General features: G+C 73.3%; 18 protein-coding genes. 9 read left to right on the top strand and 9 right to left on the bottom strand.

Annotation, left to right across the window (positions count from 1 at the left end; translation table 11 throughout):
• Window positions 1-20: 20 nt before the first annotated feature.
• Together CLV52_RS10655 and CLV52_RS10650 are read right to left on the bottom strand one after the other, a co-directional pair.
• Entirely contained in the window at window positions 21-1,316 is a 1,296-nt protein-coding gene (locus CLV52_RS10655) for an amidase (RefSeq protein WP_162850812.1), read from the bottom strand.
• A gap of 28 nt (window positions 1,317-1,344) precedes the next feature.
• Complete coding sequence (locus tag CLV52_RS10650) at window positions 1,345-1,869, bottom strand: nucleoside 2-deoxyribosyltransferase (RefSeq protein WP_133766320.1); 525 nt, start codon at window positions 1,867-1,869, stop codon at window positions 1,345-1,347.
• Window positions 1,870-2,414: 545 nt separating this feature from the next.
• Here CLV52_RS10650 and CLV52_RS10645 point away from each other — a divergent pair.
• From CLV52_RS10645 to CLV52_RS10630, 4 genes are all read left to right on the top strand, one after another.
• Window positions 2,415-3,473: an ABC transporter substrate-binding protein gene (locus tag CLV52_RS10645; RefSeq protein ID WP_133766319.1), complete on the top strand. Its 1,059-nt coding sequence runs from the start codon at window positions 2,415-2,417 to the stop codon at window positions 3,471-3,473.
• A gap of 79 nt (window positions 3,474-3,552) precedes the next feature.
• Window positions 3,553-4,134 (top strand): AAA family ATPase, encoded by a 582-nt coding sequence (locus CLV52_RS10640; RefSeq protein ID WP_133766318.1) that lies wholly within the window; start codon window positions 3,553-3,555, stop codon window positions 4,132-4,134.
• Complete coding sequence (locus CLV52_RS10635) at window positions 4,131-4,925, top strand: ABC transporter ATP-binding protein (RefSeq protein ID WP_246018074.1); 795 nt, start codon at window positions 4,131-4,133, stop codon at window positions 4,923-4,925. The genes CLV52_RS10640 and CLV52_RS10635 overlap by 4 nt, the downstream gene beginning before the upstream one ends.
• Window positions 4,922-6,526: an ABC transporter permease gene (locus CLV52_RS10630; RefSeq protein WP_133766316.1), complete on the top strand. Its 1,605-nt coding sequence runs from the start codon at window positions 4,922-4,924 to the stop codon at window positions 6,524-6,526. The genes CLV52_RS10635 and CLV52_RS10630 overlap by 4 nt, the downstream gene beginning before the upstream one ends.
• On the opposite strand, the gene CLV52_RS10625 is transcribed toward CLV52_RS10630, so the two are convergent.
• The 3 genes from CLV52_RS10625 to CLV52_RS10615 form a co-directional block, all read right to left on the bottom strand.
• The gene (locus tag CLV52_RS10625; protein WP_133766315.1) at window positions 6,523-7,641 is read right to left on the bottom strand and encodes an alpha/beta fold hydrolase; all 1,119 of its coding nucleotides are present in this window, start codon (window positions 7,639-7,641) and stop codon (window positions 6,523-6,525) included. The genes CLV52_RS10630 and CLV52_RS10625 overlap by 4 nt on opposite strands.
• Before the next feature lie 54 nt (window positions 7,642-7,695).
• Window positions 7,696-9,402: a serine/threonine-protein kinase gene (locus CLV52_RS10620; protein WP_133766314.1), complete on the bottom strand. Its 1,707-nt coding sequence runs from the start codon at window positions 9,400-9,402 to the stop codon at window positions 7,696-7,698.
• Between the two features lie 100 nt (window positions 9,403-9,502).
• Window positions 9,503-9,949 carry a hypothetical protein gene (locus tag CLV52_RS10615; RefSeq protein WP_133766313.1) on the bottom strand — a complete coding sequence of 149 codons (447 nt, stop codon included), beginning with the start codon at window positions 9,947-9,949 and terminating at the stop codon, window positions 9,503-9,505.
• A 319-nt stretch (window positions 9,950-10,268) separates the two neighbouring features.
• Here CLV52_RS10615 and CLV52_RS10610 point away from each other — a divergent pair, with 319 nt between their 5' ends.
• Window positions 10,269-11,276, top strand: coding sequence for a cupredoxin domain-containing protein (locus CLV52_RS10610; protein WP_133766312.1), 1,008 nt, complete (start codon window positions 10,269-10,271; stop codon window positions 11,274-11,276).
• A gap of 172 nt (window positions 11,277-11,448) precedes the next feature.
• A complete protein-coding gene (locus tag CLV52_RS10605; RefSeq protein WP_133766311.1) occupies window positions 11,449-12,489 on the top strand; it encodes a diacylglycerol/lipid kinase family protein in 1,041 nt (346 codons plus the stop codon).
• 109 nt (window positions 12,490-12,598) lie between these two features.
• Here the strand turns inward: CLV52_RS10605 and CLV52_RS10600 are convergent, their stop codons facing one another.
• Window positions 12,599-13,123: a nucleoside 2-deoxyribosyltransferase gene (locus CLV52_RS10600; protein ID WP_133766310.1), complete on the bottom strand. Its 525-nt coding sequence runs from the start codon at window positions 13,121-13,123 to the stop codon at window positions 12,599-12,601.
• 155 nt (window positions 13,124-13,278) lie between these two features.
• On the opposite strand from CLV52_RS10600, the gene CLV52_RS10595 reads away from it, so the two are divergent.
• The 3 genes from CLV52_RS10595 (at window position 13,279) to CLV52_RS10585 (ending at window position 16,000) form a co-directional block, all read left to right on the top strand.
• Window positions 13,279-14,289, top strand: coding sequence for an AAA family ATPase (locus CLV52_RS10595; RefSeq protein ID WP_133766309.1), 1,011 nt, complete (start codon window positions 13,279-13,281; stop codon window positions 14,287-14,289).
• A gap of 118 nt (window positions 14,290-14,407) precedes the next feature.
• Entirely contained in the window at window positions 14,408-15,553 is a 1,146-nt protein-coding gene (locus CLV52_RS10590; protein ID WP_133766308.1) for a hypothetical protein, read from the top strand.
• A gap of 120 nt (window positions 15,554-15,673) precedes the next feature.
• Entirely contained in the window at window positions 15,674-16,000 is a 327-nt protein-coding gene (locus CLV52_RS10585) for a hypothetical protein (protein WP_133766307.1), read from the top strand.
• Between the two features lie 31 nt (window positions 16,001-16,031).
• Here CLV52_RS10585 and CLV52_RS10580 read toward each other — a convergent pair whose 3' ends face one another.
• The 3 genes from CLV52_RS10580 to CLV52_RS10570 all read right to left on the bottom strand — a co-directional run bounded on the left by CLV52_RS10580 (window position 16,032) and on the right by CLV52_RS10570 (window position 18,159).
• The gene (locus tag CLV52_RS10580) at window positions 16,032-16,241 is read right to left on the bottom strand and encodes a hypothetical protein (protein WP_133766306.1); all 210 of its coding nucleotides are present in this window, start codon (window positions 16,239-16,241) and stop codon (window positions 16,032-16,034) included.
• Window positions 16,242-16,326: 85 nt separating this feature from the next.
• Window positions 16,327-17,406 carry a DUF4232 domain-containing protein gene (locus CLV52_RS10575; protein WP_133766305.1) on the bottom strand — a complete coding sequence of 360 codons (1,080 nt, stop codon included), beginning with the start codon at window positions 17,404-17,406 and terminating at the stop codon, window positions 16,327-16,329.
• Window positions 17,407-17,436: 30 nt separating this feature from the next.
• The gene (locus tag CLV52_RS10570; protein ID WP_133766304.1) at window positions 17,437-18,159 is read right to left on the bottom strand and encodes a hypothetical protein; all 723 of its coding nucleotides are present in this window, start codon (window positions 18,157-18,159) and stop codon (window positions 17,437-17,439) included.
• Window positions 18,160-18,215 lie beyond the last annotated feature (56 nt).

The following is an 18,215-nucleotide window of genomic DNA, read 5'->3' as shown; positions in this document are numbered from 1 at the left end:
TGCGCCGCGTTCTGCTCGCTTCAGCTCAGCAGCACGGAACCGGGTGCGAGAGCCGGAGCGAGCCCCGCGTCCTGCAGGGCGCGAGCCATCACCAACGCGTCGCGGTCACGACCGAACGGCGCGATGACCTGGACCGCGACCGGCATGCCGTGGACGGGGTCCAGGCCGACCGGGAGGACCGTGCACGGCACGGCTGCCAGGTTCGTCATGGCGCTCCAGCGCGTGATGCGCCGGCGCAGCTCCGCATCGGCCTGCACCTCGTCGTGCAGCGGGGCGACGACGGGCACCGCCGGCGCGATCACGATGTCGACATCCGCGACGGTCGCCGCCCACTCGGCACGGACGCCGCGCTGCGCTTCCCAGTCGGCCCACACCTGACCGATCGACGCGCCGCCGTCGCTCGTGAAGGCGAGCTCGACGGCGACCAGCCGATCGAACAGGTCGGCGGACTGCGGGCGCCCGAGCACCGTGCCGGACAGGGGGACCAGGACGCACCCCGCGTCGGCGAGTGCGGCGACGAAGCAGTCGAGCACCGCGTCGACCTCCGGGTCGCACTCGGCGCCGGGCTCATCGCGCCAGACGCCGACTCGGAGACCCCGCAGCTCGGCGAGCGTCACCGGCGCGATGCCGGTCGCCTCCGGATCGACGCGCAGCAGCACCTCGAACAGCTGCTGCACGTCGGCGACGGTGCGCGCCATCGGCCCCGCCGCCGAGAGCGGCGGCTCGACGAGCGCGTCGAGCGGCCACGGGAGATGGCCGCGCTTCGACACGGCGAACTGGGACGGACGGTGCCCGACGACGCCGCAGAACGCAGCGGGCACCCGGATGGAGCCGCCGAGATCGCTGCCGATGTCTCCGTCCGAGAAGCCCGCGGCGATCGCCGCGCCTGCGCCGCCCGAAGAGCCGCCCGGCGTCCTCGACGGATCCCGGGGGTTGACGGTGCGCCCCCCGAGCGGGCTGTCGCTGTGGAAGCCGTCGAGCATCGGCGGCACGTTCGACGACCCGAGGATCACCGCGCCGGCGGCGCGGAGCCGGGCGACCGCGGGCGCGTCGACCTCGGCGCGAACGGCCGTGTCCGGGATGCCGACGGAAACGGTCGCGCCTGCGACTGCGAACGACGCCTTCACGGTCACAGGGAGGCCGTGCAGCGGTCCCAGCGGCTCGCCCGCGTCGAGTGCGGTGTCGAGGGCGCGGGCGCTCGCGAGGGCGCCCTCGACGTCGAGGTCGACGACGGCCCGGATCGTCCTGTCCGCGGTGATCGCCGCGAGACGCTCGCCGATCACGGACTCCGCGGACGCGGCTCCGGAGCGGTACACCGCATGCAGTGCGGCGATCGAGCCGCCGTCACGCACGGGCGGCGATGTCTGCGGCGACGCGACGGATGCAGTCCTCGAACGTGCCGAGGACGACGGTGGCCGGTGAGACGAGCATCAGGTTGACCGGGCCGCCGAAGCCTTCGACCATCAACCCGTCCCGATCGGCGAGCGCGCCGTCGGCCCTGGTGTGGAGCGGGCCGTGGAGGCGCTCGACGCGTTCGGCGGCTGTGGCCGTGTCCGCGGTCCAGGCGTAGATCGGCTTGCCTCGGCCGTGGGCGTAGCCGACCTCGAAGGCCGTGCCCGCGTCCGGATCGGGGCCCCGGAACGGATCGATGTTGGCGACGACCGCGTCTGCCCGCTCGATCATCTCGATGTTGTTGGCGAAGATCCGATCGTCCGCCGCGAGCGACTGGTCACCGTCCTCGAGCCCCTTGTCGGCCGGGGAGATCGGGACGAGACCGTAGGCGCGGCAGACGCTCCGCTGCGCTTCCGCGATCGCCTCGACGTCGGCGTGGAAGACCTCGGGGCCGGCGAGATAGACGGCGTACGACATGGCTGCTCCGTTCGATCACGACATCGAGAGGCGGACGCGGAATGTCGCGATTACGGGTCACGCCGACGGAGGCCGTCGACCGCATGTCGTATTTCCAGGTGCGTCCGGAGGCAGGCTAGACGCGGCGGTGTGAACCCGGTGTTTCAGCGCGTTTCGAGGCTGTTACAACAGCGGCGGCGGCTTGCGCACCGCCCGAAGCGTCCGGCTACAGTCCTCGCGGATCCACCCCGAGACGAGAGGTCGACATGCCCGCACACCGCTTCCCCGAGGGGGACTGCGGATCGTGGCGCCTCTCGAACAGCCGAGCGCCCGCCGTCCGCTGACGTCGCCGTGAGCCGTTCAGGCTCGCGCTCGATCCACCGTCCCCTCCGTCGGGGACCGGTCGCTGCCGCACCCTCGCGAGCGCTCTCTCGCGCCGCGCCGCATCGGTGCGCCGACCTCTCTCTTGCGCATCGCCGCGCCTCTCCGCACGGCGACAGCGTCGTGCCCGGAACGCGTGCACCTGCATCCGTGATCCCGCACACCTCCTCACAGCGAAGGCCACCATGACCTCCCTCCTGTCCATCTCCCGATCCCGCCGGGCGCGGACGACGACCGCCCTCGTGGGCGCCGTCGCCGCCGTGCTCGCGCTCTCGTCCTGCTCCGCCGGCACCTCGGCCGCCGGCACCAGCTCCTCCCCGACTCCCGCGACGCTCCAGCTCGGCTGGATCGCCAACAGCGAGAACGGCGGCCCCTACCTCGCCGAGAAGAACGGCTACTACGCGAAGAACGGTGTCGACATCACGATCAAGCCGGGCGGACCGACCACCACGGTCGAGCCGCTCGTCGCGAGCGGCAAGGCGCTCGTCGGGCTGTCGTCCGTCGATACGATCGCCCGGGCCGTGAACGAAGGCGCCGATCTCGTCATCGTCGGCGCGACCCTGCAGATCAACCCCATGAGCGTGATGTCGCTCGCGAGCAAGCCGGTGAACACGCTCAAGGAGCTCGAGGGCAAGCGCTTCTGCGTGCAGACCTCCGGCGTGGCGATCACCGACGGCATCCTCAAGGCGAACGGCGTCGACAAGTCGAAGGTCGAGTACGTGAACGCCGACTTCGACCCGTCGCCGCTCGTGTCCGGCCAGTGCGACGCGTTCGAGGCGTTCTCGAACAACCAGCCCGTGACCCTCAAGCTGCAGGGCGTCGACACGAAGGTGTTCCCGATGAGCGACTACGGGTACCACCTGTGGGGCGACGTGCTGTTCACCACGAAGGAGGCGCTGAAGGACCCGACGAAGCGCGCCGCGGTCGAAGGCATCGTGAAGTCCGTGGCCGAGGGCTGGCAGGACGCCATCGCCGATCCGGACGCCTCCGCGCAGTACGTCGTCGACGGCCCGGGCAAGAACCAGAAGCTCGACCTCGCGCAGCAGAAGCTGCAGGCGGCCGCTTTCGTGCCGCTCATCAAGACGAGCGGGACGACGGAGGACGGGCTCCTCACGATGAGCAAGGCCGGCATCGCGCAGAACATCGCGACGATGCGCTCGGAGAAGATCTCCGGCGATCTCGACGCGCTCTTCGACACCTCCCTCCTCTCGGAGATCTACAAGGACGGACCGACGCTCGACTAGCACCCGTCCCCACTCGATCCGCCGGGGCGGCGCCGCGCCGCGTCGCCCCGGCACCCCTCCTCACGAACAGGAACACGCCATGCCCGTCCACTTCTCCGAAGACCCCTGGACCCTCGTCACCAGCAAGCGCGGCTACGCCGCCGACGAGCTCATCTCCACCCTGCAGAAGTCCATCCGCCGCGGCGACACGCAGCTCGCGCTACTCGTCGGCCGAGAGATGTTCGAGAGCAGCGCTGCGCTCGAGGAGATGATGTGGTCCCGCCTCTGCGTCATCAGCTGCGAGGACGTCGGCGACGGCAGCTTCAGCGAGCCGGTCGTCGTCAACGCGCTGTACGACATGCACACGCGTCTCGACCGGTCGTTCGGCGACCGCTGGCTCTTCGCCACCCACGCGATCCGGTTCCTCGCCGAGCGCGTCAAGGACCGCACGAGCGACGAGTACGCGAACCTCACGATGCACCTCATCAACGCCTCCGACCACCCGTTCGAGATCCCGGACTACGCGATCGACGTGCACACCCGCCGAGGACAGCTCGAGGGCAGGTCGGTCGACGACTTCTGGGAGGACGGCGCGACCCTCGCGAACGAGCGCCCCGGGCGCAGCACCGCCATGAAGGAGGAGATCGTGCGTCTGCGGGCGTCCGGGGAGTGGAAGGCGTGACCGCCGCACCAGCGGACCGTCTCGGCCTCGTCGCCGAGGAGGTCGTGAAGGAGTTCGGGGCGTCGGGTGCCGCCGTCCGAGCGCTCGACGGCATCGACCTCGTGACGAAGGAGGGGGAGTTCACCGCCCTGCTCGGGCCCTCGGGCTGCGGCAAGTCGACGCTCCTCCGGATCTTCGCGGGCCTCGAGGAGGCGACCTCCGGGACGGCGCTGCTGCACGGCGCCGCCCCGGGCGCGGCACGAACGGCTCACAAGGTCGGCGTCGCGTTCCAGGACGCCGCCCTGCTTCCTTGGCGCGACGTGGTGGGGAACATCGCCCTCGCGTACGAGGTCTCGCACCGCAAGGTCGATAAGGCCGCCGTTCGGGACCTCGTCGACCTAGTGGGGCTGACCGGCTTCGAGCGGGCGAAGCCGTCGCAGCTCTCCGGGGGCATGCGGCAGCGCGTCTCGCTCGCTCGAGCGCTCGCGATGGAGCCGGACGCGCTGCTGCTCGACGAGCCGTTCGGGGCGCTCGACGAGGTCACGCGGTACCGGTTGAACCTCGAGCTGCAGCGCATCTGGCGGGAGCGGTCGACGACCTCCCTCCTCGTCACGCACAGCATCAGCGAGGCCGTGTTCCTGGCCGACCGGGTCGTGCTCATGGCTGCCCGGCCGGGCCGGGTCGTCGAGGTCGTCGACATCGACATGCCTCGGCCGAGGACCGCGGAGGTCATGCAGACGCCCGAGTTCCACGCGTACTGCGACCACCTGTCGCAGGGCCTGTTCGGCGACGTCCGAGCACCTGCCGCATGACGGCCGTGCCGATGCCGCGGCCGGGTGGGTTCCAGCGGCTGCGGCGCCTGCGGTTCCTGCCGCCGCTCGCCGTCGTGCTCGTGCTCTGGACCGTCGCGGCGCTGCTGCTCGCGCCCATCCGCGTCGTCCCGACCCCGTGGGCCGTCGCGACGGCGTGGATCGGTGATCTCTCCATCTGGCCGGTCAACATCCTGGCCACCCTGCGGAACGCGGCGATCGGCTACGTCGCAGGCAACGCGCTCGCCATCGTGCTCGCCGTCGTCTTCGTCCGCGTGGAGTGGGCCGAGCGCGTGCTCATGCGCGTCGCCGTCGTGACCTTCTGCGTCCCGCTCGTCGCGATCACGCCGATCCTCACGGTGCTGTTCCCGGACGACGTCCCCAAGCAGATCCTCGCCGCGATCTCGGTGTTCTTCACCACGCTCGTCGCCTGCGTGCTGGGGCTGCGATCGGTCAGCTCGACCATGATCGACCTCGTCCGCTCGATGGGCGGCACGGAGGGCGAGATCCTGCGGCGGACCCGCGTGAAGGCGATGCTGCCGAGCCTCTTCGCGGGGCTGCAGATCGCGGCGCCGGCCGCTGTTCTCGGGACGATCCTCGGCGAGTACCTCGGCGCCAACGAGGGGCTCGGCGTCCTGCTCGTGCAGGCGCAGTCGGCGTTCCAGATCCCGCGGGCCTGGGGCGTCGCGTTCACGATGGCAGCGCTCGCCGGCGTCGTGTACTGGGGCACCGGCCGGGTCGGCGCGCTGCTCACGCCGTGGGTCGGCAAGGAGGTCTCGACGGCGGTCGGGCAGGACATCCAAGCGGAGGCGGGCCTGGCCACCGCTCGGAACGCCGGCTCGGCAGTGCTCGGCCTGCTCGGTTCCATCGCCGTCGTCGTCGCCGTCTGGTGGGGCGTGATCGCGGCATTCGGGCTCAGCCCGTACTTCGCGAAGACGCCGGTCGACGTGCTCGGCTACCTGCTGTCCGACTCGGAGGCCGCGGCGAATCGATCCGTCATCCTCGACGGGCTGCTCATCACGCTGCGCGACGCGGGGCTCGGCTACGTCGTCGGGACCGTGCTCGCCAGCGGCATCGCGGTCCTCATCGTGTCGAGCGCCGGCGCGGAACGGTTCGTGATGCCGATCGCGATCGTGATGCGCTCGATCCCCATCGTCGCGATGACGCCGCTGCTCGCGCTGGTGTTCGGGCGCGGCCTCGGCGGTGTGACGGTGATCGTGACGCTCGTCACCTTCTTCCCGACGCTCGTCACCGTCGCGACCGCGCTGCGATCGACGCCGGCGCTCGCCTGCGACGTCGTGCTGTCGATGGGCGGCTCGACCGCGCAGGTGATGACCCGGGTGCGTCTCCTGTACGCGATCCCGGCGCTGTTCGCGGCCGCTCGCGTCGCCGTGCCCGGGGCGGTCGCCGGAGCGACGCTCGCCGAATGGCTCGCCACCGGTGAAGGGCTCGGCAGCATGCTCGTGCAGGATTACGCGGCCTCGCGATTCGACGCGCTGTGGTCGGAATCGGTCGTGATCGTCGGGGTGTCCGTTCTGCTCTACGGAGGCATCGGACTGGTCGAGCGCGCCGTGACGAAGCGCTTCGAGATGCGGGGGCGCTAGCCGACGGCCTCGCCTCCCGGGGCGGGCCGACGGACGGGCTCGTCGTCCGTCCTCTCGATCTCGCCCCGGCCCCGCGAGAGGTCCTCCGCCTCCGGGATCGCCTCGCCCGCGAGGAACCGCCGGATCGCGTCGTTGAGGAAGTCGCGGTCCGCAGGGGCCTCGCCCGCGCCGGCCGGGTGGCCCCAGAGCGACGGGATCGGGAGGAACGTCGCCTGCGGGATGCTCCGCGCCTCCAGCCGGGCGTCGTCGGCGGGGAAGTAGAGGTCGGTCGCGCCCGGCATGACGAGGACCGGAACGGTGATCGAGGCGAGCGCCGCGGCGGTGTCGCCGTCGAAGCCGGGCGTCGTGCCGACGTCGTGCTGCTGCCAGGTGCGGCAGTGGAGGACGACGTCGTTCGCGTCGGCGCCCGGGAGGAAGTCGTCGCGGAACGCCGCCATCGTGGAGTCGAAGGTGGCGTCCGGGTCCGACTCCCGCCACAGCTCGTCCCGCCACCACTGCTGCGAGTACAGCCACGCCGCCCAGACCGTGCCGAAGGCCTGGATGCCGGTCGCCGGCTGCTCGGCGTAGTCACCATCCGCGAAGGTCGGGTCGGCGAACAGCGCCGCGAGCTGCCCCTCCAGGCGGGCGACGCCGTGCGGTGTGCACCGGGCCGTGCCCGCGAGCGCGACGACGCGGTCGATGAACCCGGGCGCGCTGACGGCGAGCTGGAACGCCTGCATCGCGCCCATCGAGAAGCCGACGACCGCGGCGAGATGGTCGACGCCGAGCTCCTCGACGAGCAGCCGCCGGATCAGCGCCACCGAGTCGCGGATCGTCGTCACCGGGAAGCGGGGACCGTCGAACGGCGGCGGCGTGGTGCTCGGCGACGACGAGACGCCGTTCCCGAGCAGCTCGGTCGCGACCACGAAGAACTCGGCGGGGTCGAGCGCGAGGCCGTCGCCGATCACGAAGTCGTTGTCCGCGGAGCCCGCCATGAAGTGCGACGGGACCAGGACCGCGCCGCGCGGCGCGTCGGGCGAGCCGAATGTCCGGTAGGCGAGGCGCGCCTCCGGCAGCACCGCGCCGGACTCGGTCGCGAAGTCGCGGACGACGAACAGGCGGGGATCCTCGGTCACCGGGTCATCCTCCGCCCGCCCGGATGCGGAGGTCCTGGCGCCGCGATTCGGTCGTCAGCGAACGGCGGAGTCGGCGATCTTCAGCACGCCGCCCTCGCGGACGAGCCGGAACGTGGTGTCGTCCACCTCGACGCCGCTCGCGCGCGTGTAGGTGAGGGTCGCCTCGACCTGGTCCGGGCCGATCTGCCGGACGTTCGTCGCCCGGATGGAGCGGACCTGCGCCCAGAACTCGTCGTACGCGGCCCGGCCGCCCGCGTGGTTCTGCTGGTAGTCGGCGGTCATCAGCGGCCACGCGGCGTCGGTGTTCCCCGGCACGAGCGTGTAGTAGCGCTCGATCGCGGCGACTGGCGAGGTGGCGGTGCCGTTCCCGCTGCTCGTGCTCGGCGTCGAGGAGGGGGTGGGCGCCGGGCTCGATGACGACGGGGGCGGCGACGGGGTGGAGGGCGTCGGGGACGGGGTGGACGCGGACGGCGTCGCCGAGGGCGAGGCAGCCGGCGCCGATGTGGACGCCGACGGGCCCGCGGCGGGGGAGCGGATGCCCGTCGAGGGCGCCCCCGGGCGGATGAGGAGCAGCAGGCCCACCGCCAGCGCGGCGAGCAGCACCACGGCGACGAGCACGCCGATCACGACCGCCCGGCGGCGGCGTGGCCGGTCGTCCGAGCCGCCGTTCCCGGCGTCGCCGGCCTCCGCCGGGGGAGGCGGTGCGGAGCGAGGCACCGGAGCGGTCGCGGCCCGCGGCCCGGTCGGGTGCGACGCGGTGTCCGCGGGAGCCGGCTCCTCGGCGGCAGGGGTGTCCTCGGGCGTCGCCACGGCCTCGGCGACGAGGGTCGCCGGAGCGTCGTGCTCGACGGGCACCCACGCGGTCGGCTGGTCGGGGTCGTCCTCCGCAGCCTGCTCGCGGGCCGCGAGCGGGAGCGTCGGCACGAGCTCCTCGCCGAGGTCCGCGTGCAGCGCGGCGAGGCGACGCGCGACCTCCTGCATCGTGGGCCGGTCGTCCGGCTCCGAGGCCATCATCTGCAGCAGCAGCGGGCCGAGCGGGCCGCTGTCGGTCGGCGCCTGGAACCCGCCGACCGCGACGCGGTGCAGGACGGCGATCGAGTTCGGCTCCTCGCCGAACGGCGGCCGGCCCTCGGACGCCGCGTAGAGCGTCGAGCCGAGGGAGAAGACGTCGGAGGCGAAGGTCGACTCGTCGCCGCGCGCGACCTCCGGCGCCAGGTAGGCGGGCGTGCCGTGCATGAAGCCGGTCGAGGTGAGGGTCGCGTCGCCCAGGGCGTGCGAGATGCCGAAGTCGCTGAGCATCGCCGAGCCGTCCACGTCGGCGATGAGGATGTTCCCCGGCTTCACGTCCCGGTGCACGATGCCGAGCGCGTGGGCGGCGGCGAGCGCGTCGGCGACCTCCGCGCCGATGCGCGCGACCTCCGCGACGGGCAGCCCCCCGCGCCGCTTGATCACCGCCGACAGCGGCTCCGACGGCACGTACTGCATGACGAGGCAGGGCTCGCCGTCGTGCTCGACCGAGTCGAAGACGGGGACCGCGTGCTGGTGGTGCAGGCGCGCGGTGATGCGGGCCTCACGCATCGCCCGCTGCTTCGCGAGGTCCGCCTCGTCCTCCGGGACGCCCGCGGTGGTCCGCAGCTGCTTCACCGCGACCGTCCGCCGCAGGAGCTCGTCCCGCGCCTCCCAGACGACGCCCATGCCGTCGGCGGCGATGCGCCGCTCGAGGCGGTAGCGACCGGCGATCAGCTCCTGCGGTGCCCCCACGTCCGCACCTCCGAGCCCGCCTGCCGAACGCCGGGAGCCTACGGGAGGGGGCTCGTCGCGCGCAGATCGCCCCCGGCCGGAGGTCGCGGGGAGCCCGTCGTCAGCGGGCGACGAGCGCCAGGAGGAACTGCCCGCCGCCCGGCTTGACCTCCGTCGAGAACGCGGTGTCCGGGGCGAGGCGCGAGAGCCGGTCGAGGAGCCACTCGCTCGCCTGCTCGGCGTCGTCGCGGCTCGGGCAGCGGGCGACGACCTCCTTCCCGCCCTTGCGGGAGAGCCGCTCGACCGCGTCGACGATCGGCGCGGGGTCGACCACGAAGAGGTCCGACCGCCACGGCACGACCGCCTTCACCGCGCCCTTGCGCGTGTTGCAGGCGCGGTGAGCGAGGCGCTCCTGCGCGGGCGCGCCCTTCTTCGCCTTCGCGTTCGTCACGACCGCGTCGATGCTCGGACCGCGCGGGTCGTTGACGCTCATGTCGGGGTCGACCGGCTCGTCGCAGAGCCAGCAGCGCCAGCCGTCCTTGTCGCCGACCTGCTGCAGGGTGCTCACCCGAGCGACGGTACGCGGTGCGGGCCCGCGTCGGCTGCCGACCGCCCGCTGGACGCGGGCGATGAGCGGGCCTTAAGTCCGTGGTCGTCCCGGACGCCCCGACGGACCGTGACGGGGTCCGAACGGGGTGCGCAGCGGGAGGGGTTCCGCGGGCACCCCTCGCCGCCCATGCCGACCTCGAGGTGTCCTCGTGCGCCTGTTCCGTCCTGCCCGCCCGCCTCCGCCGCCCTCCGATCCCGTCACGGAGTGCCGCCGATCCGTCGCGCTCCATCCCAGCCACCGCCGGCACGACCGGTCTCCACATCAGAAAGGTCGCACCATGACCACCACCTCATCGGTCGAGTCGCAGCCGAAAGGGCTGCGACTGCTGACCGCCTTCGTCACGGCGCTCGCCGCGTTCGTGCTTCCCATGACCGTGACGGGTGCCGCGCTGCCGACGCCCGCGCACCACGGCCACCATCACCACACCACCTGGAGCGTCCAGGTCGGCAACGAGTCGCCCGACAAGGCGATCCAGGGCATGCGCTACCTGCCATCGAACATCTGGATCCACTCGGGCGACGCGATCCGCTGGACCGCGGGCTCGACGGAGATCCACACCGTCACGTTCCTCGCGCGGCATCAGGCGCTCAAGCCGTTCGACCCGAAGGACCCGCTCGACACGCTCCGGCAGGGCGGTGACCGATACCGCCCCGGGCACTACTTCAACTCCGGCGTGCTCACGACGGAGCGCGGGCCCGTGCTCGGGATGCCGACGGTCCGCGACTACCGCCTGTCGTTCGGGCGCCCCGGGACCTTCACCTACTGGTGCATCGTCCACGGCAAGGCGATGAAGGGGACGGTCCACGTCCGCCCGCGGCACGCCCACCTGCCCTTCACGCAGGCGCAGTACGACCGCCAGGCCGCGCACCAGGCGAAGGCCGTGCTGGCCGACGGGTACCGCCTCTGGGCGGCGACGAAGCAGCAGGCGACGCACCGCCGGGTCATCGAGGGCAACGACGACGGGAAGGCGATGCTGATGCGCTTCGTCCGGCCCACCGTGCGCGTTCGAGCGGGACGCACCGTGACGTTCGCGAACATCGGGATGGGTGCGCCGCACGCCGTGACCTTCGGGAAGGAGCCGACGGACGTCTTCGCGCCCTCCGGTCATCCGCGGCACTACCGGGGCGGGGACCTCAACTCCGGCATCCAGCCACCCGGCGCCACGTTCCGCGTCCGGTTCGTGAAGCCCGGCACGTACCACTACATCTGCGCGCTGCACGACTCGATGGGCATGGTCGGCACGGTGATCGTCCTCCCGCGGCACCATCACCACCCGCGGCACTGACCGCGAGCGACGGCGGGCCCGCGTCCTGGTGGTGCGGGTCCGCCGCCGTGCACGGCGGTCGTGGGCGCGGCCGCTCGCCCTGCAGCACGTGAGGACTCGAGCACCTGTGCAGCGGACACCCAGTCGTGGGGGGTGTTCCGTGCAGCCGGCATGCAGCAGAGTGCTCTGACCTATGAGCGACTCCTCTGAGACCGGGCGGCGCAAGCTCGCCGCCGTCGTCTACAACCCCGTGAAGGTCGAGCTGGACGACCTCCGGCCCGTCGTCGAGGCGGAGGAGCGCGCCGCGGGCTGGGAGCCCTCGCTCTGGTACGAGACCTCGGAGGACGACGCCGGGGGCGGTCAGGCGCGGCAGGCGCTCGACGCCGGCGCGACGATGGTGCTCGCCGCCGGCGGCGACGGCACCGTCCGCGAGGTCGCGGAGGCGCTGCAGGGCACGCACGCGTCCCTCGCGCTGCTGCCCTCCGGCACCGGCAACCTCCTCGCCCGCAACCTGTCGCTGACGCTGAACGACATGGAGCACTCGGTGCACGCCGCGTTCTCGGGCGGCGACCGGTCGATCGACGCCGGCCTGATCGACATCCGCCGCGCCGACGGCGGGCACTCGAAGCACGCGTTCCTGGTCATGGCCGGGTTCGGCATCGACGCGAAGATGCTCAGCGCGACGGACGACGACCTGAAGGCGAAGGTCGGCTGGCTCGCCTACGTGAAGGCGTTCGCGACCGTGCTCCGCGGCGACAACCTGCTGCGCGCGCGCTTCTCGCTCGACGGCGGCGAGGTGCGGCACATGCGGGTGAACACCGTCATCGTCGGGAACGCGGGCTCGCTGCCGGGCAACATCCTGCTGCTGCCGGAGGCCGCGGTCGACGACGGGCAGCTCGACGTCGTGATCCTGCGGCCGGAGGAGCTCGTCGGCTGGATCCAGGTCTTCGTGAAGGTGCTCTGGGAGAACGGCGTCGTCCGGCGGACGAAGCTCGGGCGCCGGTTCCGCGAGCGGGAGGTGAAGTCGATCAACTACCTGCGCGGGCAGGAGTTCCGCGTGCGGCTCGACCACCCGCAGGAGATCGAGCTCGACGGCGACCCGCTGGGGAAGGCGCTCGGCATGGTCGTGACCGTGGCGCCCGGCGCGCTCACCGTGCGGGTGCCGGCGGACGTGGCCGAGGAGGGGGAGCAGGAGGGCTCGTCCCTCGCGGAGGCGGACTCGACCTCCTCCTGAGGCGGGGCCGCTCGCGGATCCGGAGATCCTCGGCGACACGCCGCGATTCGGGTCCGCTGCTCGGGGTGTCGCGCCGGATCTCCGGATCCGCGAACCTCGCGCGCGGTCGTCAGACGTGGATCCGGACGTCCTCCGCGACGCGGGCGATGCAGGCGGCGAACGAGCCGAGCACGACCGTCGCGGGGGAGACGAGCATGAGGTTCACCGGGCCGCCGAAGTCCTCGACCATGAGGCCGTCGCGGTCGGCGAGCATGCCGTCCGCGCGCCGGTGCAGCGGGCCGAACGCGCGCTCGACGCGCTCCCGGTTCGACGCGACGTCCTCCGCCCACAGGTAGATCGGCTTGCCGAGGGCGTGCGCGTAGCCGACCTCGAACGCGGTGCCGGCGTCGGGATCGGGGCCGCGGAACGGCTGCACGTTCGCGACGATCGCGTCAGCGGCGTGGATGAGCGCGATGTTGCCCGCGAAGATTCTGTCCTGCCGGCTGACGGTCTGGTCGCCCGGGCCGTCGCCCTTGTCGAGCGGCGAGATCGGGGTCAGGCCGGCCGAGCGGCAGACGCGCCGCTGCTCGTCGACGACCTCGCGCGCGTTCGGGAGGAAGACCTCCGGGCCGGCGAGGTACAGCGAGTACGGCATCGGGCCAGGGTGGCGGAGGGACGTTTCGGGCGCGTGACGGCCGCGGCGGCCTCCCCACGCATCCGCGGCTCCCGTACTGACGGCGGTGGCGCGGGTCGACGGTCCTCCCGTCCGGCCCGCGCCATCCTCCCCGCCGCGACGCCTAGGCTCCGCGCGTGGCACGCCCCTCCCGCTCGAACCCCGTGGTCCGCTACGCGACGGACCGGCTCCGGGAGCAGCTGCAGCGCCCGGGGCTCGAGAAGGTGGAGGAGGTCGTCGGCGGCGTCCTCGACCGCCCCGCGCCCGCCCGGCCACTGCCGGTGCTGCTCGAGGAGCTCGACGGCCTCGTCGGGCTCGCGGACGTGAAGGAGCAGGTGCGCGGCCTCGTCGCGTTCCTCCAGGTGCAGGCACAGCGGAAGCGGCACGGGCTGCCGGAGGCCGCGACCTCCCAGCACCTCGTCTTCCTCGGCAACCCCGGCACCGGCAAGACGACGGTCGCACGGCTGCTCGCCGAGATGTACCGCGCGGTCGGGCTGCTGTCGAAGGGGCACCTCGTCGAGGTCGACCGCGCCGGGCTCGTCGGGCAGTACGTCGGCTCGACGGCGATCAAGACGGACCGGGTGATCCGGCGGGCGCTCGACGGGGTGCTGTTCATCGATGAGGCGTACTCCCTCTCGCCGGAGGGCGAGGGCCGCATGGACTTCGGCCCCGAGGCGATCGAGGTGCTGCTGAAGCGGATGGAGGACCACCGCCACCGGCTCGTCGTCATCGTCGCCGGGTACCCGCGGCTGATGGAGCGGTTCCTGCTCTCGAACCCCGGGCTGCGGTCGCGGTTCGCGAGGGAGATCGACTTCCCGGACTACTCGACCGCGGAGCTCGAGGCGATCTTCGGGACGATCGTGATCGACCACCGGTACGAGCTGGCGGAGGGCGTCGGCGAGGTGCTGCACCGCGTCTTCGGCGGGCTGCGGCGCGGGGAGGACTCCGGGAACGCCCGCTTCGCGCGCACGCTGTTCGAGCAGGCGATCAACCGGCAGGCGATGCGGCTCGCCGGGGCCGACCTCGACGCGGGGGCGCTCGACGCCGATGCGGTCACCCTGCTCACGCCGGAGGACATCGCCTCCGCCGCCCGCATGCTGGGGGAGGACCCGCCGCCGGAGTCCCGCTGGCGCCGCTGGTTCGCCTGAGCGCTTCCCGGATCAGGACGGATCGGGCGACACGCCGTCCGCCGCGCGCCCCGGGCGGCGTGTCCCGGAATCCGTCCTGATCGGGGAACCGGAGGGGGCCGAGCGGACAGTCCTCTACATGAGCCCGCTCCACTCCTCCGTCCGGTCCCGATGGGCCGGACCCGTCGCCGTCGCCCTGCTGGTGGCGCTCGGCACCGCCGGGTGCTCCGCCGGTGCCGGCGCACCCGCGGTGTCGTCGGTCGCCCCGGCGAGCGCCGAGACGCCGTCCCCGTCGCCGACGCCCTCCGCCGCACCGCTGAGCTGTGCCGATCTCGTGCCGAAGGCGGAGATCGTCCGGGCGCTCGCCGCCGGGCAGCCCGCGGACGACTGGGTCGTGCTGCCGGTCAGCACGGTCGACGGCTCGATCACGGGGCAGAAGGCGCTCGAGGGCGCCGGCGGGCTCGGCTGCTCGTGGCGGGCCGGGCCGCCGAACTCGGAGACCGGGATCGCGACGCTGACCGTTTCGATCCTCCCCGGCGCCGCCAACCAGTGGACCGGCGCGCTCTACGGCGATGCGCCGACCGAGCAGCGTCGGACGTTCGCGGGGATCTCCGCCGCGGCGACCTGCGGCGACCCGGGCTGCGGGGCGACCGCGGCCGTCGGCTCGAGCTGGGTCCGGGTCGACCTGCTCACCGGCTCGCGTGAGGGCGGGACGAGCGCGTTCGCGAAGGAGACCGACGACCAGGTCTTCGCGGGGCTGAAGCCCGCCGTCGAGACCGTCTTCCGCACCGTGCAGGACGCGAGCGCGGCGCAGCTGCGGTTCCCCGACCATGTGCCCGCCGACAGCGCGGCGCCGTGCACGAACTACCTGACGAAGGTCGACCTCGAGGGCGCCCTGAAGGTGCAGCGGACCCGCGTCAGCACGGACTTCCCACCGGACCCGAAGGTCGACTCGCTCTTCGGCGCCGCCGAGCTGCGGCTCGGCGACTCGGTCTGCGTCGTCGAGGACGCGCGGTACTCGTCCGCGACCGAGCTGGCGTCGGTCACGGTCGGACCCGAGCAGGCGTGGGCCGTCGATGAGATCGCGACGGACTCGGCGCAGCGCGGCGACCTCCGGCCGATCCGGCTCGAGGGCCTGGCGTCGGGGGAGCGGGCCCTGTCGAACTGCGGCTCCGGCAGCACCCCGTGCACTGTCCTGTTCACGCTGGGCTCGACGGCGATCCAGATCGAGAACACCCCGCGAGCCGTGCAGGTGGCGGAGGCGATCCTCGCCACTGCGCGCTAGCCGGTTTCACCGATCAGGACGGATTCAACGACACGCCGCCTCCTGGGACTCCGGAGGCGGCATGTCGGAAATCCGTCCTGATCCGTGAAAGCGCCCGGGCGGGCGTGGTCTACTCCCGGAGTGGGTGCGCTGCTCGAGCTGATCGCGGGGCTCGGCGTGATCGTGCTCATCGGCATCGCGATCGCCGCGATCGTCGGCGGGCGATCCGGGTCCTCGCCGGCGCAGGCCGCCGCCCCGCGCCCGGGCGTCGTGTCCGACCGGCACCGGCACCGCTGGACGCGGTGGGAGATCCTGGAGGAGCGCCGCATCCACCTCTACGGGGAGGTCGACGAGGGCCGGGAGCTGCCGGACCGGATCGACGTCGTCCTCCGCCGCGAGTGCGCGCGGTGCGGGCTGCCGCAGACGCAGACGGTCCGCGGGATCGACGCGGACCGCCGCGGCGGCTGACCCGTCAGTCCTCGTCGTGCGACGCACGCTTTCACTCGGCGTCGCGGAGCTCCCACGGGACGTCGCCGACGAGCACGACCGGCTCGGCGGGCGGCACGTCGAACTCGCCCGGCCGGTCGAAGTCGCCGACGGCGCTCACACGGCCCAGGTGGACGAGGGTCTCCCGGCCGTCGGCGGCGACGACGGGCAGGTCGCCGAGGTGGTGCTCGAGCAGCGGGTCGGACGCGGTGGTGTCGGTCATGCGTCCAGTAGGCCGCTCGACCCGCGATCCGCGACCGCGCCGCTCAGCGGGGTCAGGAGACGTGGTGGCGACGCGAAGGATCTGCTCAGGAAGCGAGACGCCATGCGGTGAGTGCGACCGCGCCGCCGTCCTTGACGTCGAGGTCGACGGTCACGGGCAGACGCGCCGTCCCCGGCCTCGGCGAGACGAAGAGCGTGCCCGCCCGCTGCTCGCCCGCGGCGCTCTGCGCGTTCCAGCCGAGCGCCGCGACGGCGGCCGCGCCCGGATCGAGGCGAACCCGGTGAGCGCCCTCGTCGGTCGTCAGGAAGGAGCCGCCGCGCGTCACGAGCACGTCCATCGCGTTCCCGTCCCGGTCGTCGAACACGACATCGGCGTACCCGTCGAGCACGCACGCGCGGTCGCCGCGGTTGACGGCGCGGATGCTGAGCGCACGGTGGCCGGTCGCCGCGTCGCCCTGGTCGACGCTCACCGCGAGGTCGGCGGCGTGGCAGGCCCCCCGGACCGCGGCGGAACCATCGGCCACCGGAGCGATGCCAGCCCAGCTGTAGTAGGTGATCGACGGCGCCGGGCTCGGCGCGGCGGTCGGCGTCTCCTCCTGCTGGCGACCGAGTCCGGGCAGCAGGAGGACGGCGACCGCGACCGCGGCCGCGGCGACGAGTACCGGTGGCGCGACCCGGGTCCGGGCCGCCACCCGGCTCGACCTGCCGACCCGGACGGCGACGATCGCGGGGACCCAGCCCCAGACGACGCCCCACAGCCCGGACGGGGTGAACAGGGCGACCGTCTGCCCGGAGAGCGCTCGGAGGCCGGCGGCCCAGGGCTGCCCGAGCAGGAAGCCGACCGCGAGCACCCCCGCGGCGAGGAAGGACGTGAGGACGACCGCGAACCACACCGGGATCAGGCCGGGCGCCACCCTCCGCAGCACGACGCGGAGGAGCAGGGCCAGCACCGCCGCGTGCACCACCCCGGCGACCACGGCCGTGAGGACCACGGTCCGCGTCGGACCCGTCCACAGCGACGACGGCACGGTCGGCGGCAGCAGCAGGGAGGTCACCGGCGCGGGCACGGCATCCCAGTAGGTCAGCGCCGCCCCGACGGCACCGAGCCCGACCCAGAGCGCGCTCGACACGAGGACGGTCGCGACGAGCGCACGGGTCGACAGCATCCGGTCGATCGTACGGAGGCGTGCGCGGGTTCAGTCGAGGAACGCGACGGTGATGCTCCAGCCCGTGCCCGCGGGCGCCCGCACGACGACCTCCGTCGGCGGCGGACCGGACCAGCGGACGTCGGCGGGTCCGGTGCGACCCTGCCGGAGTGCGGGCGGGTCGGTCGCGACGACCTCCACCCCGCCCGGCCCGTCGGGGTCGGTCCGCGGCCGCTCCGCGAGCCAGCCGACGGGGGAGGGGTCCGAGGACGTGAGCCGGACGAGCAGCCGGCCGCCGTTCGCGGGGGCGGTGTCCAACCGCAGCGGGAGGATCGCGCTGCCGCTGCCGAGCGTCTGCTGCGCTGCGAGCCGGATGCCACCGCGCTCGAGCACGATCGGCGTCGGGGCGGGCGCGGCGGTCGGGGCCGCGGCACCGGCCCAGATCGGAGCGGTGCTCGCGTCCGCCGGACCGGGTGCCGCGGCCCGGGCGCCGAGGAACGCGGTCGCGGCGGCGACGGCGAGCCCGGCGCCCGCGGCGACCAGGAGCAACGGCCGGTGGCGCGATCGCGCCTGCCGGGTGGATATCGGCTCGGGCTCGGGCTCGGGCTCGTGCACGGGCGCCGGCCCGGTCGCGGAGCGCGGCGCCTCGTCCAGGCGGTCGGCGAGCAGCTCGTACGCCCGACGATCGGCGTCCGTCGCGTCCGGGTGGTACAGCCGCCGACGGAGTCGATCGAGGTCCGAGTGCTCCTCCGTCATCGCTCGCTGCTCGGGCACCCCAGCACTCTGCACGCCGCACCTGCGCGCGCTGCTCAGCGTGGACGTTCGGTGCC

Origin of the sequence: Amnibacterium kyonggiense (genome assembly GCF_004364555.1) — a bacterium.
GTDB classification, from domain to species: Bacteria; Actinomycetota; Actinomycetes; order Actinomycetales; family Microbacteriaceae; genus Amnibacterium; species Amnibacterium kyonggiense.
Note: the sequence above shows the minus strand (reverse complement) of the source record. Positions and strands in the feature narration are given on the sequence as shown.